Raw genomic sequence first — 16,402 nt, forward strand, 5'->3', positions numbered from 1 at the left:
CCTTCCGCCGGGCCCCCGCCCCGGCGCCCGCCGTGAGACGGGGACGCCCGGCAGGGGGCCGGCGGGTAGGCTGCCCCCGTTTTGTGCGATGTGGGGAGCTTGTTTTGATCACTGTGACGTCCGTGAATGTGAATGGGATCCGCGCCGCCGCCAAGAAGGGCTTCGGGGCGTGGCTCGAGGGATCCGACGCCGACGTGGTCTGCCTCCAGGAGGTGCGGGCCGAGGAAGCGCAGATTCCGGAGGAGGTCCGGACTCCCGCGGGCTGGCACACCGTGTTCGCGCCGGCCGCCGCCAAGGGGCGGGCCGGGGTCGCGCTCTACACGCGGCGGGCGCCCGAGCGGGTGCAGATCGGATTCGGCAGTGAGGAATTCGACACCGCCGGGCGGTACATCGAGATCGATCTCCCCGGTGTGACCGTGGCCAGCCTCTACCTGCCCTCGGGCGAGGCCAGGACGGAGAAGCAGGACGAGAAGTACCGGTTCATGGACGAGTTCCTGACCTACCTCGCCGCGCTGAAGGTGCGGGCCGCCGCCGACGGGCGCGAGGTCGTGGTCTGCGGAGACTGGAACATCTGCCACCAGGAAGCCGACCTCAAGAACTGGAAGACGAACCGGAAGAACGCGGGCTTCCTGCCCGAGGAGCGGGAGTGGCTCGGCAAGGTGTACGCCGAGGCCGGGTACGTGGACGTGGTGCGCGAGCTGCACCCGGACACCGAGGGCCCGTACTCCTGGTGGTCGTACCGGGGCCGTGCCTTCGACAACGACGCGGGCTGGCGGATCGACCTCCAGGTGGCGACGCCCGGGCTGGCCGCCAAGGCCGTCAAGGCCTTCGTGGAGCGGGCCGAGACGCACCCCGAGCGCTGGTCGGACCACGCTCCCGTGACGGTCGTCTACGCACTGGGTTCCTGACCGGAGGCGGAGGCCAGCAGGCGGTCCATCGCCATCGTCAGCTCGGCCTCGACCACGCTCTTCGCCAGCGGACGCAGCCGGTTGACCGCGTCCGGTGACGGCGAGATGTGGGTCGATATCAGCTCGGTGAACAGGAGCGCCATCGCGTCCGCGTGCTCGCGGACGCGGCGCCCCGTCTCCAGGACCGCGGCCAGCGGGACGCCCTCGTGGACGAGGGCCGAGGAGACGTCCAGCAGGCGGCGGCTGACGTGGACGATCGCGTCGCCGTCGACGGCGAGGTAGCCGAGGTCCAGGGAGGCCGCCAGGTTCTCCGGGGTGACCTCGCCCTCGAAGTAGTCGGCCAGTGCCTCCGGGGTGAGCCGGACCGGGGTCTCCTCCGACCAGCCGATGCCGAGCAGCTCGCCGAGCTGGCTCACGTCGCGGCCGCTCTCGAAGGCGGCGGTCAGCTCGGCGATGCCGCCGAGCGTGTGGCCGCGCTCCAGCAGGGCGGCGATGGTGCGCAGCCGGGCCAGGTGGTGTTCGTCGTACCAGGCGATCCGCCCCTCGCGGCGCGGCGGGGGCAGCAGTTTGCGCTCGCGGTAGAAGCGCAGGGTGCGGACCGGGATGCCGGCCGCTTCGGCCAGCTCCTCCGTTCGGTACTCGCGCACCGTCTTGGCTTCCGTCTTCGCTTCCGTCTCATCCTTCGCCACAGGCGCACCTTATGGCGTACCGACAGTAACTTTCCCGGCGTGACCCCTACCCATGAGTACGGGGCTGCTCTACCCTCCCGATTGTGCCAGTGATTGCTGGCAGTGTTCCGATGGTATCTGCGGATGATGCGGAAGGCGGCGGGCATGGGCGGCAAGGACGAGCGCGGACGCGAGCACGTACGGGTGGCGGTGATCGGGTCGGGCTTCGGCGGGCTCGGCGCGGCCGTACGCCTGCGGCGCGAGGGGATCACGGACTTCGTCGTCCTCGAACGGGCCGATTCCGTGGGTGGGACCTGGCGGGACAACAGCTATCCGGGGTGCGCGTGCGACGTCCCCTCCCACCTCTATTCGTTCTCCTTCGCGCCCAACCCGGACTGGCCGCGCACCTTCTCCGGCCAGCCGGCCATCCGCTCCTACCTGGAGCACGTCGCCGACACCTTCGGGCTGCGCCGGCACATCCGGCTGGACTCCGAGGTCCGGTTGATGCGCTGGGACGCCGACGAGCTGCACTGGGAGATCGAGACCTCCTCCGGGGACCTCACCGCCGACGTCGTCGTCTCGGCGACCGGGCCGCTCTCCGACCCGAAGATGCCGGAGGTCCCGGGGCTCGCCGAGTTCCCCGGCAAGGTCTTCCACTCCGCCCGCTGGGACCACGACTACGACCTGCGCGGCAAGCGCGTCGCCATGATCGGCACCGGCGCCTCCGCCATCCAGATCGTGCCCGCCATCGCCCCCGAGGTGGAGCGCCTCACCCTCTTCCAGCGGACCCCGCCGTGGGTCATGCCCCGCACCGACCGCGCCATCACCGCCGTCGAGCGCTGGCTCCACCGCCAGCTGCCCTTCACCCGGGCGGCCCGCCGCGGGCTGCTGTGGGGGATCCGGGAGCTCCAGGTCAGCGCCTTCACCAAGCGGCCGAACCAGCTCGGGCTGATCGAGTCGCTGGCCAAGGCCAACATGGCCCGCTCGATCAAGGACCCGGCGCTGCGCGCCAAGCTGACGCCGTCCTACCGGATCGGCTGCAAGCGGATCCTGCTCTCCAGCGAGTACTACCCGGCCCTGGCCCGGCCCGACGTGGACCTGGTCGCCTCCGGCCTGAAGGAGATCCGCGGCTCGGTGCTGGTCGCTGCCGACGGGACCGAGACCGAGGTCGACGCGATCATCTTCGGCACCGGCTTCCACGTCACGGACATGCCGATCGCCGACAGGGTGGTCGGCGCGGACGGGCAGACCCTCGCGGACGCGTGGAAGGACGGGATGCAGGCGCTGCGCGGCGCGACCGCGGCCGGCTTCCCCAACTGGATGACGATCATCGGCCCGAACACCGGGCTCGGGAACAGCTCGATGATCCTGATGATCGAGTCGCAGCTCACCTACATGGCCGATTACCTGCGGCAGCTCGCCCTCCTCGATGGAAGCAGCCTGGGCGGGAAGGTCGCGCTCGGCGCCCGGCCGTCCGCCGTCAACCGGTGGAACCGGCAGGTGCAGGCCCGCATGGAGCGGACCGTGTGGAACACCGGCGGCTGCACCAGCTGGTACCTGGACGCGCAGGGCCGCAACACGACGGTCTGGCCGGGCACGACGGGCGAGTTCCGCCGGGAGACGCGGAGCGTCGATCTGGCGGAGTACGAGGTCGTACGCGTACGGGAGCGCGAGCGGGTCCCGGTCTCCGTGGCCGCGCCGCTGCCGGGGGCGCTGCCCCCGGACCCCAGCGCCTCAAACGCCGGCGGGGCTGGATTGGCCTCCGGCGAGGCTGACAGGGCGGAGGAGGTCGCGTGAGGCGGGCGGCGTACGTCACCTCCGGGCGCTACGCGCCGCCCGCCGCGCGGCGGGAGCTCGTCGCGGACTCCGCCGACGGGGCCCGCCTGCACGTCGAGGTGCACGGGGAGGAGGGGGCGCCGGCCGTGGTGCTGGCGCACGGCTGGACCTGCTCCACCGCGTTCTGGGCCGCGCAGGTGCGGGCCCTGGCCGCCACCCACCGGGTCATCGCCTACGACCAGCGCGGCCACGGGCGCAGCCCCGCCGCCCGGGCGCACAGCACCACCGCCCTCGCCGACGACCTCGTGGCGGTGCTCGGCGCCACCCTCGCCCCCGGGGAGCGGGCGGTCGTCGCCGGGCACTCCATGGGAGGCATGACGATCATGGCGGCGGCCGGCCGGCCGGAGTTCACCGAGCACGCCGCGGCCGCGCTGCTGTGCAGCACCGGCAGCTCCCGGCTGGTCGCCGAGGCGCAGGTGCTGCCGGTGCGCGCCGGGCGCGCCCGGACCCGTGTCACCGGCGCGGTCCTGGGGTCCCGCGCCCCCCTCGGGCCGGTCACGCCCGTCGCCAGGAAGATCCTCAAGTACGCCACGATGGGCCCCGGTTCCGCCCCCGACAAGGTGGAGGCGTGCGCCCGTATCGTCCACGCCTGCCCCACCGGGGTGCGGCACGCCTGGTCCCGGGTGCTGGCGGGGCTGGACCTCGACGCCGAGGTGGCCCGCCTCGCCGTGCCCACCGCCGTCATCGGCGGCACCGCCGACCGGCTCACCCCGATCGTGCACGCCCGCGGGCTCGCCGCCGCGCTGCCGAACTGCGTGGGCCTCACCGAGCTCACCGGCATGGGGCACATGACCCCGGTCGAGGCGCCCGAGGCCGTCACCCGGGCCGTGCGGGAGCTGACCGAGCTGTATCTCCACACCACCGAGAAGGAGAAGACGCCGTGAGTGCTCGCAGGAGTCTGGAAGGCCAGGTCGCCGTCGTCACCGGCGCCGCCCGCGGGGTCGGCGAGCTGCTCGCCCGCAAGCTCTCCGCCCGCGGCGCGCGGATCGCCCTGGTCGGCCTGGAGCCGGAGGCCCTCAAGGAGGTCTCCGAGCGGCTGCACACCGACAGCGACCACTGGTACGCCGACGTCACCGACCACGAGGCCATGGCCCGCGTCGCGCAGGAGGTCAAGCAGCGCTTCGGCAAGGTCGACATCGTCGTCGCCAACGCGGGCGTGGCCGCCGGCGGGCCGTTCGTCGACTCGGACCCCGACGCCTGGCGCCGGGTCATCGAGGTCAACCTCATCGGCGGGGCCGTCACCGCCCGCGCCTTCCTGCCCGTACTGACCGAGAGCCGCGGCTACTTCCTGCAGATCGCCTCGCTCGCCGCGATCACCCCGGCGCCGATGATGAGCGCCTACTGCGCCTCCAAGTCGGGCGTCGAGGCCTTCGCGCACTGCCTGCGCGCCGAGGTCGGCCACAAGGGCGTCAAGGTCGGTGTCGGCTACCTCTCCTGGACCGACACCGACATGGTGCGCGGAGCCGACCAGGACGAGGTCATGCGGGAGCTGCGCCGGCGGCTGCCCTGGCCGTCGAACCGCACGTACCCGCTCGGCCCCGCCGTCGACCGGATCGTCGCGGGCATCGAGCGGCGCTCCCCGCACGTGTACGCGCAGTGGTGGCTGCGCGGGATGCAGGGGATGCGCGGATACCTGCCCGGGCTCATCGCCACGGTCGGACAGCGCGAGATGAAGCGCTTCGAACCGCGGCTGTCCGGTGTTTCCAAGGGACTTGTGGGGGCCGGCGGGGCCGCGGACGAGAAGGAGCGCACAGAGCGTTACTGATCGAAATGCGAGCTTTGTCCACCCGTGCAAGTCTGGTCGAGGCCCACACCACCAACACCCCTCATGGAGTGAACAGCATGGGTATCAAGGACCAGTTCCAGGACAAGGCCGACGAGCTCAGGGACCGCGCGCAGAACGGCGCCAAGGGCGCGAAGGACGAGGCGACCGAACGCACCGCCAAGCTCCAGGAGAAGGCGAAGCGCAGGCCGCAGCAGGAGCCGGCGGACCGCGTGCGCGACGAGTTCGACGCCTGAGAACCGGCGCCTGACCGAACTGCCGTAGGACCTGCGAAGGGGCGCGATCCCCGATGGTGTGGATCGCGCCCCTTCCGCATGTCCCGGGACCCGGGACGCCCGCTACTCCCGGGGCGGCAGCTTCGGACGGCGCCGGTCCGGTACGTCCGTGTAGCCGGGCGGCACCGCGGCCGGGTCCTGCTCCAGCAGTTCCAGCGCCAGGTGCACGGCGTCGTCGAGCTGGGCGTGCCGCCCCTCCGCCCAGTCGAGCGGGGTGCGCAGGATCGCTAGGTCCGGCTCCACGCCGTGGTTCTCCACCGACCACCCGTACTCCGGGAACCAGGCGGCGTTCATCGGCACCGTGATCACCGTGCCGTCGCCGAGGGTGTGCCGGCCGGTCATGCCGACCACCCCGCCCCAGGTGCGCTGGCCCACCACCGGGCCCAGCCCCAGCAGTTTGAAGGCCGCGGTGATCATGTCTCCGTCCGAGGAGGTCGCCTCGTCGGCGAGCGCCACGATCGGACCGCGGGGCGCGTTGGAGGCGTACGAGACCGGCTGGGCGTCGCGCGTCAGGTCCCAGCCGAGGATGGAGCGGGTCAGCTTCTCCACCACGAGCTCGCTGATGTGGCCGCCCGCGTTGCCGCGTACGTCGACGATCAGCGCGGGCCGGGACATCTCCATCCGCAGGTCGCGGTTGAACTGCGCCCAGCCCGAGCCGCCCATGTCGGGGATGTGGAGGTAGCCGCACCGGCCGCCGCTGATCTCCCGGACCACCTCGCGCCGTTTGGACACCCAGTCCTGGTAGCGCAGCGGCCGTTCGTCGATCAGCGGCACGATGGCGACCCGCCGGGCGCGGCCCTCGCCCTCCGCCGGCTGGAAGGTCAGCTCCACCGTGGTCCCGCCCGCCGCCGACAGCAGCGGATAGGGGCCGGCCACCGGGTCCACGGGCCGTCCGTCCACGTGGGTGAGCACGGCGCCCTCCCGGATGCCGGTGCCGGCCAGCGGCGAGCGGGCCTTGGAGTCCGAGGACTCGCCGGGCAGGATCCGGGCGATCACCCAGGTCCCGTCCTTGGGGTACAGGTTGGCGCCGAGCAGACCGATCGCCCGCTGGTAGTGCGGCGGACCTTCGTTGCGGCGCGCGGGGGAGACGTAGGCGTGGGAGGTGCCGAGCTCGCCGAGGACCTCGCGCAGCAGGTCGGCGAACTCGTCGGGGGAGGCGACCCGTTCGACCAGGGGGCGGTACTGGCTCAGCACCCCGTCCCAGTCGATGCCGCACATCTTCGGCTCCCAGAAGTAGGCGCGGATGATCCGCCCGGCCTCCTCGAAGGCCTGGCGCCACTCGGCCGCCGGGTCCACCTCGTGCAGGATGCGCCGCAGGTCCAGGTAGACCGTCGAGTCGCTGTCGCCCGACTCGGTCGCCGGGACCGCGCGCAGGTCCCCGTCGTCGTTGAGCACCAGCCGGGTGCCGTCGCCGCTGACCGCGAACCAGTCCAGCCCCGAGGCCAGTTCGGTCTTGCGGGCCTTGGTCAGGTCGAAGTGCTCCAGCGTCGGCTTGCCGCTGATGTCGTTCGGGTTGGCGAAGGTCTCGCCGAGCGCGCCCGAGATCGGCCAGCGCAGCCACACCAGCCCGCCGCCGTGCACCGGGTACAGGGCGGAGTACTTGGACGCGGACACCGGGAAGGGGGTGACCCGGCTCTCCAGGCCCTCCACCTCCACGGTCACGGAGCCGTCGCCGTCGCCCGATTCCCCTTCGACCGGGTCCAGTCCCCCCGCCGCGGGCCGGCCCTCGGCGGAGAGCGCGAAGGGGGAGGGGGTCGCGGAGGACAGCGGCACCAGGTACGGGCGGCAGCCCAGCGGGAACGACAGGTCGCCGGTGTGCACGTCGTAGACCGGGTCGAAACCGCGCCACGACAGGAAGGCCAGGTAGCGCCCGTCCCGGGTGAAGACCGGGTTCTCGTCCTCGAAGCGGCCGTTGGTGACGTCGACGATGGTGCGCGCGCCGGGGCCGGAGATGCGGGCCATCTTGATCTGCCGCAGCGAACGGCCGATGCCCGGGTGCGACCAGGTCAGCCAGCCTCCGTCGGGGGAGAAGGCCAGGTCGGTGACGGGTCCGTTGATGGACCGGATCAGCTCGGTGACCTCACCGTTGGACTCCTCGGTCGCGTTGACGAGCAGCAGCCGCCCGTCGTTGGAGGCGATGGCGAGCCGCTCCCCGTCCGGGTCCGAGAGCAGCTCGGTGACGCGCCCCAGCTCGCCCGAGGCCAGCCGGCGCGGCTCGCGTTCCCCGGAGGCCCGGGGCAGGTAGGCGATCTCGATCGCGTCCTCGCCCTCGGCGTCGGTGACGTAGGCGACCTGTCCGCCGCTGCCGAGCATCTCCGGCAGCCGTACGCGCACGCCCGGGGTGTCGGCGATGGTCCGGGCGGGCCCGTCGCGGTGGGTCAGCCAGTACAGGCTGCCGCGCACCACGACCGCGCTGGCCCGGCCGGTGGTGTCGACGGAGAGCGAGTCGACGTTGCTGGCGGCCGAGGCCTGGTAGGTGCGCCGGCCGGCGCGGGGGCCGCCGAGGCGGACCTGGAGCCGGCGCGGCACGGCGTCGGGGGCCAGGGACTCGACGAGCCAGAGTTCGCCGGCGCACTGGTAGACGATCCGGGAGCCGTCGCTGGAGGCGTGCCGGGCGTAGAACTCCTCGTGGTCGGTGTGGCGGCGCAGGTCGGTGCCGTCGGGCAGGACGGAGTACAGGTTGCCGATGCCCTCGTGGTCGGAGAGGAAGGCGATCCGGCCGCCCACGAACATCGGCGCGTCCAGGTGCCCCTCGATGTCCTCCAGCAGCTGCCGGCCGTGCAGCCACAGCCGGCCGGTGGCCCCGCCGCGGTAGCGCTTCCAGGCGGCGGGCTCGTGCGGGGGCTTGCCGGTGAGCAGCAGGGTGCGGTGCTCGCCGTCGATGTCGGCGACCTGGATGTCGGAGACGGGTCCCCAGGGCAGGCGTCCGCCGGGGCTGCCGTCGGTGGGCAGCTTGTACGCCCAGGAGTAGTACGAGAACGGCTGGCCCCGGGAGGAGACCGCCAGGATGTTGCCGTCGGGGTCCCAGCCGCAGACCCGGGTGTCGATGGCGCCCCAGTGGCTCAGCTGGCGGGCGGGGCCGCCGTCGACGGGGGCGAGGTGGATCTCGGGGTCGAGGGTGCGCCAGGTGGCGAAGGCGATGTGCTTGCCGTCGGGGGAGAACCGCGGGTGGTTGACCCGGGTCCGGTCGACGGTGATCCGCCAGGCCCGGCCGGGGGTCTGCCCGTCGGGGACCAGCGGGGCGACCCATAGGTCGTCCTCGGTGGCGAAGCACAGGAGGTCGTCGTGCAGGTGCGGGAACCGGAGGTACGCGACGTCGTGACTCACCCCCCAATGCTTTCCGCGGCAAGGGGCCCTGGCAACTCGTACAGGTGATCCATGCCACTCCGCCAAGCGAAACGGAACGGTTTCGTTTCGCTTGCGGTGGGGGTATCGTCTTAAGCGTACGGAATGGTTTCGTTCGGACGGGAGGCGGAGATGACCGAGGCGATGGCGGCCCGGCGCAGCCGGATCACCCCCGAACGACAGGCCGAACTGCACGAGGCGGTCCTCGACCTGCTGCGTGACGTCGGCTACGAGGCGCTGACCATGGACGCGGTCGCCGCCCGTACGAAGTCCAGCAAGGCCACCCTCTACCGCCAGTGGGGGAGCAAGCCGGAACTGGTCGCCAAGGCCCTGCGATGCACGCAGCCCGTCTCGCTGCGGGAGATCGACACGGGCAGCCTGCGCGGGGACTTCTCGCTCATGGTGGAGCACTCGGACGATGCGCAGATGGCCAAGGACACCGCGCTGATGCGGGGTCTGGCCCATGCCGTCCACGAGAGCCCGGAGCTCCACAAGGCGCTGCGCGACCTGCTGGTCGACCCGGAGATCAACGGCCTTCAGGCGATGCTCCAGCGCGCGGTGGACCGGGGCGAGATCCGCCCGGACTGTCCGGCCCTGGACTTCGTACCGCACATGCTCATCGGGGCGTTCATCGCGCTCCCGCTGATCGAGGACCGTCCCGTGGACCGGGCCTTCCTCGGTGAGTTCATCGATGCCGTGGTCTTCCCCGCCCTCGGCGTCTGATCCACCCGTCCCCTTCGGCTCCACCGCTTCCTGCTGCTCCTGACACGCCGCTCTCGTCGTCGGGCCGGCTCTCTACGCCCTGATCCATCCGGATCCATCCCACGACCTGAACGGGAGAACCACCGACGTGGCTACCTTCCTCTACCGGCTCGGCAGGGGCGCCTTCCGGCGCCGCGGCCTCGTCGCCCTCCTCTGGGTGGCGCTGCTGTTCGCCGCCGGCTTCGGCGCGGCCTCGGCCGGCGCCCCGACCTCCGGCTCGTTCTCGATACCCGGCACGGAGGCCCAGAAGGCCTTCGACCTGCTGGACGAGAAGTTCCCGGGCATGGCCGCCGACGGCGCCACCGCCCGCATCGTCATCAAGGCCCCAGAGGGCGCCAAGGTCACCGACCCCGGCCCCAAGGCCGAGGTCCAGAAGATCGTCTCCGATCTGAAGACCGGACCGGGCGCGGACGAGATCTCCTCCGTCGCCGACCCGTACGAGGCCCAGGCCGTGAGCCAGGACGGCTCCACCGCCTACGCCAGCGTCAAGTACAAGGTCAGCGGCATGGAGCTGAAGGACGTCACCCGCGACGCCCTCAAGGACTCCGGCGAGGCCGCCAAGGCCGCGGGCCTGAACGTCCAGATCGGCGGTGACGCGCTGATGGCCGCCCCCGAGACGGGCTCCGGCGAGATCATCGGCATCGCGGTCGCCGCGATCGTCCTCGTGATCACCTTCGGCTCGCTGATCGCGGCCGGGCTGCCGCTGCTGACCGCCCTGATCGGCGTGGGCATCGGCGTCTCCTCCATCACCGCGCTCGCCAACGTGCTGGACCTCGGCTCCACCACCTCCACCCTCGCGATGATGATCGGCCTCGCGGTCGGCATCGACTACGCCCTCTTCATCGTCTCCCGCTACCGCGTGGAGCTCGCCGAGGGCCGCGAGCGGGACGAGGCCGCCGGCCGGGCCGCCGGAACCGCCGGCTCCGCCGTCGTCTTCGCCGGTCTGACCGTGGTCATCGCCCTCGTGGGCCTGGCCGTCGTCAACATCCCCATGCTGACCAAGATGGGCTTCGCGGCCGCCGGCACGGTGGTCATCGCGGTCCTGGTCGCCCTGACCCTGGTCCCGGCCATCCTCGGTTTCGCGGGCAAGAAGGTCCTGCCCGCCGGCGAGAAGAGCCGCCTGTTCGGCAAGGGCAAGCCGGCCGGCGCCGAGAAGAAGGCCAACGGCGGCACCCGCTGGGCCCGCTTCGTCCTGCGCCGCCCGGTCATGGTGCTGCTGGCCGGTGTGATCGGCCTCGGCGTCATCGCCATCCCGGCGAGCAAGCTGGAGATGGGCCTGCCGGACGACGGCGCCCAGCCCGTCTCCACCACCCAGCGCCAGGCGTACGACATGCTGTCCGACGGCTTCGGCCCGGGCTTCAACGGCCCGCTGATGGTCGTCGTGGACGGGGACAAGGCGCTCGCCGACTCCACCGTCGACCGGATCAAGGGCCTGGAGGGCGTGGTCGCGGTCATGCCGCCGATGCCCAACGAGGCCGGGGACGCCTCGATGATCACCGTCATCCCGAAGGACCGCCCGTCCTCCACGCAGACCGAGGACCTGGTCCACGAGATCCGCGACGGCAGCGGGGACGACGTCATGGTCACCGGCGCCACCGCGATGAACATCGACTTCTCGCAGAAGATGAACGACGCGCTGCTGCCCTACCTGGCGCTCGTCGTCGGCCTCGCCTTCCTGCTGCTGATGCTGGTGTTCCGCTCGATCCTGGTCCCGCTCAAGGCGGCCCTCGGCTTCCTGCTCTCGGTCGTCGCCGCCCTCGGCGCGGTCGTCGCGGTCTTCCAGTGGGGCTGGCTCGGCTCGGTCTTCGGCGTGGAGCAGACCGGCCCGATCATGTCGATGATGCCGATCTTCATGGTGGGCGTCGTCTTCGGTCTGGCCATGGACTACGAGGTCTTCCTCGTCACCCGCATGCGTGAGGCGTACGTCCACGGCGAGCGCCCGGGCCAGGCCGTGGTGACCGGCTTCCAGTACAGCGCGCGGGTCGTCGTGGCCGCCGCCGTCATCATGATCGCGGTGTTCGCGGGCTTCATCGGAGCCAGCGAGCAGATGGTCAAGATGATCGGCTTCGGTCTGGCCGTCGCCGTCTTCTTCGACGCCTTCGTGGTCCGCATGGCCATCGTCCCGGCGGTGCTCGCCCTGCTCGGTCACAAGGCCTGGTGGCTGCCGAAGTGGCTGGACCGGCTGCTGCCGAACGTGGACGTGGAGGGCGAGAGCCTGCGCAAGCACCTCTCGAAGGACCCGCAGTCTCCCGAGGGCCCGGACAAGGACCGCGAGCTGGTCAACGCCTGACCTCGCACCGTCCGGCCGACAGGACGGCCCGCCCCACGGCCCGGCCCCGCACCGCCTGCTCACCAGGTGGTGCGGGGCCGGGCCCGTTTCGTGCCGGGCCCCTACGCCCTACGGGTGGCGGCGGCCGGAGCGTACGTACGGCGCAGGAAGCGGCGCAGCGCGGCGATGTCGAACTGGATCACGGCGACGCCCTCGGGGGAGTGGAACTCGACGACCGCCTGGACGCGGCCGCAGGGCCAGACGCGTACGTCCCCGGTCCCGGTCGGCGCCTGGAGGCCCGCCTCCAGCAGGGCGCGCGGGAAGACCCACTCGTTGTCGGTGCCCTCGGGGGACAGGTCGGCCGGGAAGACGATCCGTACGGCCAGCGGCTCCGCGGGGGCGAAGCGCAGGGCGACCGGGATGGTCCGGTAGAGGGGATCGTCGGTGATCACCCGGGCGCGTACCCGCTCCTCGACCGGGGTGGTGGTCGAGGACGTGGGGGCGGGCGCGGTCGCGGTCGCCGTGGCGGTCGCGGTGGCGGCGGCTGGTGGATTCTCGGCGGTGGCTGACATCGACCAGGCTCCTCGAAATCGGAACATTTGCGTCCGTTTGTCCTCCAGCCTCGCACATTCCGACGAAACCGCACGGGTGCATTTGTGATGCATCCGCTCTTGCCAACGGTTTGCAACTGGGCACTATTCTTGAACGGTTAAAGACTGCGTTAAGGCGTAAGGAAGCGGAGCCACTCCATGCATGTGCCCGACGGTTTCATCAACGCACCCGTCTCGGTGGCCGCCGGAGTGGCGGCCGGCGCCGCGGTCGCCCTCAGCCTCCGCGGCGCCCGCCGCGAGCTCGACGAACGGACCGCCCCGCTGGCCGGCCTCGTCGCCGCCTTCATCTTCGCCGTGCAGATGCTGAACTTCCCGGTGGCCGCCGGCACCAGCGGCCACCTGCTGGGCGGGGCCCTCGCCGCGATACTCGTCGGCCCCTACACCGGTGTGCTGTGCGTGTCCGTCGTCCTGCTCATGCAAGGCATCCTCTTCGCCGACGGCGGGCTGACCGCCCTGGGCGTGAACATCACCGTCATGGGCGTCGTCACCGTCGTGGTCGCCTACGCGCTCTTCCGCGGCCTGCTCAAGGTGCTGCCGCCCACCCGCCGCTCGGTGACCGCCGCCGCCTTCGTGGCAGCCCTGCTCTCGGTGCCCGCCGCGGCCACCGCCTTCACCGCCATCTACGCGATCGGCGGCACCACCGACGTGGCCATCGGCAAGGTGTTCACCGCCATGGTCGGCGTGCACGTGCTCATCGGCATCGGCGAAGCCGCCATCACCGCCGCGACCGTCGGCGCCGTGATCGCCGTACGCCCCGACCTGGTCCACGGCGCCCGCGGGCTGACCGCCCCGCTGAAGCTGCGCGTCGACGGCGAACTCGTCGACGCCCCCGCGGCCGCCCCCGCCCCGGTGGCCGCCCGCTCCACGAAGAAGGTGTGGGCGACCGGCCTGGTCACCGCGCTCGTCCTCGCCGGGTTCGTCTCCTACTACGCCTCCGCCAGCCCCGACGGCCTGGAGAAGGTCGCCGCCGACAAGGGCATCGACGAGAAGGTCGAGGACCACGCCGCCGCCGACTCCCCGCTCGCCGACTACGGCGTCAAGAACGTCGACGACGCCCGTCTGTCCGGCGGCCTCGCCGGGGTCATCGGCGTCGGCGTGACCGTCGTCGCGGGCACCGGGATCTTCTGGGCCGTGCGCCGCCGCCGCACCGAGGAGCTGACCGCCACCTCCGTCTCGGCGGGCTGACATGGGAGCCGGCCACGCCCACAAGCTCTACCGACACGGGCACTCGCCGGTCCACGACCTGCCCCCGCACTGCAAGCTCGCCGCGACCTTCGCCTTCGTCGTGGTCGTCGTGTCCACACCGCGCGAGGCGGTGTGGGCCTTCGGCCTGTACGCCGTCCTCATCGCGGCGGCCGCCGCCGTGGCCCGGATCCCGCCCGGCTTCCTGCTGCGCCGGCTGCTGATCGAGATCCCGTTCGTCGCCTTCGCCGTGCTCATGCCCTTCGTCGCCGAGGGCGAGCGGGTGGAGGTGCTCGGCATGTCGCTGAGCGTCTCCGGCCTGTGGGGCGCCTGGAACGTCCTCGCCAAGGGCACGCTCGGCGTCGCCGCCTCCGTCCTGCTGGCCTCGACGACCGAGCTGCGGGCCCTGCTGCTGGGCCTCCAGCGGCTGAAGCTGCCGCCGCTGCTCGTCCAGATCGCCTCCTTCATGATCCGCTACGGCGACGTGGTCACCGACGAGCTGCGCCGGATGTCGATCGCCCGCCGCTCGCGCGGGTTCGAGGCCAGCGGAATCCGGCACTGGGGCGTGCTGGCCAAGACCGCCGGCGCGCTGTTCATCCGCTCCTACGAGCGCGGCGAGCGGGTCTACCTCGCGATGGTCAGCCGCGGCTACGCCGGCTCGATGCCGGTGATCGACGAGGTCTCGGCCTCGCGTGCCCAGTGGGCGTACGCGGCCGTGCTCCCGGTGACGGCCCTCGCCGTCTGTCTGATGGGATGGACGCTGTGAACCTCTCCCCTTCCCTCGAAGTCTCCGGCCTCGCCTACGCCTACCCCGACGGCCACCAGGCCCTCTTCGGAGTGGACCTGACCGTCGGGCGCGGTGAGCGGGTCGCCCTGCTCGGACCCAACGGCGCCGGCAAGACCACGCTGGTGCTGCACCTCAACGGCATCCTGGGCGGCGGGGTCGGCGCGGTCACCGTCGCAGGGCTGCCCGTGGAGAAGCGGAACCTCGCCGAGATCCGGCGCCGGGTCGGGATCGTCTTCCAGGACCCCGACGACCAGCTGTTCATGCCGACCGTCCGCGAGGACGTGGCCTTCGGGCCGGCCGCCGCCGGAATGCGGGGCGCGGAACTGGAGGAGCGGGTCCGGGCCGCCTTGGACCAGGTCGGGATGGCGGACTTCGCCGACCGGCCCCCGCACCACCTGTCCTTCGGGCAGCGCCGCCGCGTCGCGGTGGCGACCGTGCTGGCCATGCGGCCCGAGATCCTGGTCCTGGACGAGCCCTCGTCCAATCTGGACCCGGCCTCGCGCCGCGAGCTCGCGGACATCCTGCGCTCGCTCGACGTGACCGTGCTGATGGTGACGCACGACCTGCCGTACGCGCTGGAGCTGTGCCCGCGCTCGGTGATCCTCAGCGAGGGGGTCATCGCGGCGGACGGCCGCACGCAGGACCTGCTGTGCGACGAGAAGCTGATGCGGGCCCACCGGCTGGAGCTCCCCTTCGGCTTCGACCCCCGTTCGGTATCGGTGGCATAAGCCCCGGTCGCAGGTTGTTGGACTGCTCGTGGACATTCAGGGTGTGGTGGCGGAGGGCTTCGAGCCCGTCCGGGACGCGTTCGCGCGCAATTTCGAGGTGCTCGGGGACCGGGGCGCGGCCGTCGCCGTCTACCGCGACGGCCGCAAGGTCGTCGACCTGTGGGGCGGCACCAAGGACGCCGAAGGCACCGAGCCCTGGACCGGGGACACCGCGCAGATTGTCCGCTCCGCGACCAAGGGCGTGGCCGCCGCCGTGCCGCTGCTGCTGCACCAGCGCGGACTGCTCGACCTGGACGCGCCGGTGGGCTCGTACTGGCCGGAGTTCAAGACGGGCGGCAAGGAGCGGATCCTGGTCCGCGACCTGCTCGCGCACCGGGCCGGGGTGCCGGTGATCGACCGCGGGCTGACCGCCGCCGAGGCCGCGGACGGGGTGTCCGGAGCGCAGGCCGTCGCCGCGCAGCAGCCCTTCTGGGAGCCGGGCACCGAGCACGGCTACCACGCGCAGACCTACAGCTGGCTGCTGTCCGAACTGGTGCTGCGGGTGACCGGCCGCACGCTGGGCTCCGTACTCGTGGAGGAGATGACCGAGCCGCTCGGGGTCGACTTCTGGATCGGACTGCCGGAGACCGAGGCGCACCGGGTGGGCCGGGTGGCCCCGGTCGACCCGCCGGAGGGCGCCGGCACGCTCAGGACCAGGCCGCGCAGAAACGTTTCCGAGGCCTACGCCGACCCGGACTCCCTCACCCGCCGCGCCTTCCGCGCCATCGACCCGCTGCCCGACGAGAACGACCCCGCCTACCGGGCCGCCGAACTGCCCGCCTCGAACGGCATCGGCACGGCCCGCGCCCTGGCCCGCTTCTACGGGGCCACCATCGGCGTGGTCGAGGACGGCGCCCGGATCTTCACCCCGGCCACCACCGCGCTGGCCGGCCGCGAGCTCTCCTCGGGCCCGGACCGGGTGCTCGTCGTGAACACCCGCTTCGGCCCCGGCTACATGCTCCACGGCCCCGCCTCGCCGCTGCTGTCCCCGGCCTCCTTCGGGCACCCCGGCCGCGGCGGCTCCCTGGCCTTCGCGGACCCGGACGCCGGCATCGGCTTCGGCTACGTCACCAACGCCCTGGCCAAGTCGGTCACCGCCGACCCGCGCGCCCAGGCCCTGGTCCGCGCCCTGCGCTCAGCCCTCTGACGGCTCCGACGGCCGCTCGCGTACGTCGGCCACGGCGGCCCCGGCGTGCCGGACGAGCCGGC

General features: G+C 72.3%; 14 protein-coding genes. 11 read left to right on the top strand and 3 right to left on the bottom strand.

Features of this window, described 5'->3' with window-relative positions:
- Nucleotides 1-104: 104 nt before the first annotated feature.
- Nucleotides 105-908, top strand: coding sequence for an exodeoxyribonuclease III (locus ACFYZ4_RS13885; protein WP_351288183.1), 804 nt, complete (start codon nt 105-107; stop codon nt 906-908).
- Here the strand turns inward: ACFYZ4_RS13885 and ACFYZ4_RS13890 are convergent.
- Nucleotides 890-1,597 carry a MerR family transcriptional regulator gene (locus ACFYZ4_RS13890; RefSeq protein WP_390783983.1) on the bottom strand — a complete coding sequence of 236 codons (708 nt, stop codon included), beginning with the start codon at nt 1,595-1,597 and terminating at the stop codon, nt 890-892. The two genes, ACFYZ4_RS13885 and ACFYZ4_RS13890, sit on opposite strands and share 19 nt — an antisense overlap.
- Before the next feature lie 126 nt (nt 1,598-1,723).
- On the opposite strand from ACFYZ4_RS13890, the gene ACFYZ4_RS13895 reads away from it, so the two are divergent.
- The 4 genes from ACFYZ4_RS13895 to ACFYZ4_RS13910 all read left to right on the top strand — a co-directional run bounded on the left by ACFYZ4_RS13895 (nt 1,724) and on the right by ACFYZ4_RS13910 (nt 5,431).
- Nucleotides 1,724-3,373 carry a flavin-containing monooxygenase gene (locus tag ACFYZ4_RS13895; protein WP_390784022.1) on the top strand — a complete coding sequence of 550 codons (1,650 nt, stop codon included), beginning with the start codon at nt 1,724-1,726 and terminating at the stop codon, nt 3,371-3,373.
- A complete protein-coding gene (locus ACFYZ4_RS13900) occupies nt 3,370-4,296 on the top strand; it encodes an alpha/beta fold hydrolase (RefSeq protein WP_384351449.1) in 927 nt (308 codons plus the stop codon). Before ACFYZ4_RS13895 ends, ACFYZ4_RS13900 begins: the two co-directional genes overlap by 4 nt.
- A complete protein-coding gene (locus ACFYZ4_RS13905; protein WP_384351452.1) occupies nt 4,293-5,177 on the top strand; it encodes an SDR family oxidoreductase in 885 nt (294 codons plus the stop codon). Before ACFYZ4_RS13900 ends, ACFYZ4_RS13905 begins: the two co-directional genes overlap by 4 nt.
- Nucleotides 5,178-5,254: 77 nt before the next feature.
- Nucleotides 5,255-5,431 carry a hypothetical protein gene (locus ACFYZ4_RS13910; protein WP_351288192.1) on the top strand — a complete coding sequence of 59 codons (177 nt, stop codon included), beginning with the start codon at nt 5,255-5,257 and terminating at the stop codon, nt 5,429-5,431.
- 102 nt (nt 5,432-5,533) lie between these two features.
- On the opposite strand, the gene ACFYZ4_RS13915 is transcribed toward ACFYZ4_RS13910, so the two are convergent.
- Nucleotides 5,534-8,797 carry a S41 family peptidase gene (locus ACFYZ4_RS13915; RefSeq protein WP_351288194.1) on the bottom strand — a complete coding sequence of 1,088 codons (3,264 nt, stop codon included), beginning with the start codon at nt 8,795-8,797 and terminating at the stop codon, nt 5,534-5,536.
- A 150-nt stretch (nt 8,798-8,947) separates the two neighbouring features.
- Here ACFYZ4_RS13915 and ACFYZ4_RS13920 point away from each other — a divergent pair, with 150 nt between their 5' ends.
- Together ACFYZ4_RS13920 and ACFYZ4_RS13925 are read left to right on the top strand one after the other, a co-directional pair.
- A complete protein-coding gene (locus ACFYZ4_RS13920) occupies nt 8,948-9,538 on the top strand; it encodes a TetR/AcrR family transcriptional regulator (protein WP_351288197.1) in 591 nt (196 codons plus the stop codon).
- A 127-nt stretch (nt 9,539-9,665) separates the two neighbouring features.
- On the top strand, nt 9,666-11,867 hold the full coding sequence (locus ACFYZ4_RS13925; RefSeq protein WP_384351457.1) for an MMPL family transporter: 2,202 nt from the start codon (nt 9,666-9,668) through the stop codon (nt 11,865-11,867).
- Nucleotides 11,868-11,968: 101 nt separating this feature from the next.
- On the opposite strand, the gene ACFYZ4_RS13930 is transcribed toward ACFYZ4_RS13925, so the two are convergent.
- A complete protein-coding gene (locus tag ACFYZ4_RS13930) occupies nt 11,969-12,418 on the bottom strand; it encodes an SsgA family sporulation/cell division regulator (RefSeq protein ID WP_351288203.1) in 450 nt (149 codons plus the stop codon).
- A 177-nt stretch (nt 12,419-12,595) separates the two neighbouring features.
- On the opposite strand from ACFYZ4_RS13930, the gene ACFYZ4_RS13935 reads away from it, so the two are divergent.
- Genes ACFYZ4_RS13935 through ACFYZ4_RS13950 form a run of 4 tightly spaced genes read left to right on the top strand, consistent with a single transcriptional unit; the run spans nt 12,596 to nt 16,340 of the window.
- The gene (locus tag ACFYZ4_RS13935; protein ID WP_351288206.1) at nt 12,596-13,642 is read left to right on the top strand and encodes an energy-coupling factor ABC transporter permease; all 1,047 of its coding nucleotides are present in this window, start codon (nt 12,596-12,598) and stop codon (nt 13,640-13,642) included.
- Between the two features lies 1 nt (nt 13,643).
- Nucleotides 13,644-14,405 (top strand): cobalt ECF transporter T component CbiQ, encoded by a 762-nt coding sequence (cbiQ, locus tag ACFYZ4_RS13940; RefSeq protein WP_351597323.1) that lies wholly within the window; start codon nt 13,644-13,646, stop codon nt 14,403-14,405.
- A complete protein-coding gene (locus ACFYZ4_RS13945) occupies nt 14,393-15,154 on the top strand; it encodes an ABC transporter ATP-binding protein (RefSeq protein WP_351288212.1) in 762 nt (253 codons plus the stop codon). The genes cbiQ and ACFYZ4_RS13945 overlap by 13 nt, the downstream gene beginning before the upstream one ends.
- Nucleotides 15,155-15,182: 28 nt before the next feature.
- The gene (locus ACFYZ4_RS13950; protein ID WP_384351462.1) at nt 15,183-16,340 is read left to right on the top strand and encodes a serine hydrolase domain-containing protein; all 1,158 of its coding nucleotides are present in this window, start codon (nt 15,183-15,185) and stop codon (nt 16,338-16,340) included.
- Nucleotides 16,341-16,402: the final 62 nt, after the last annotated feature.

Source organism: Streptomyces sp. NPDC001513, assembly GCF_042894695.1.
Classification (GTDB): Bacteria; Actinomycetota; Actinomycetes; order Streptomycetales; family Streptomycetaceae; genus Streptomyces.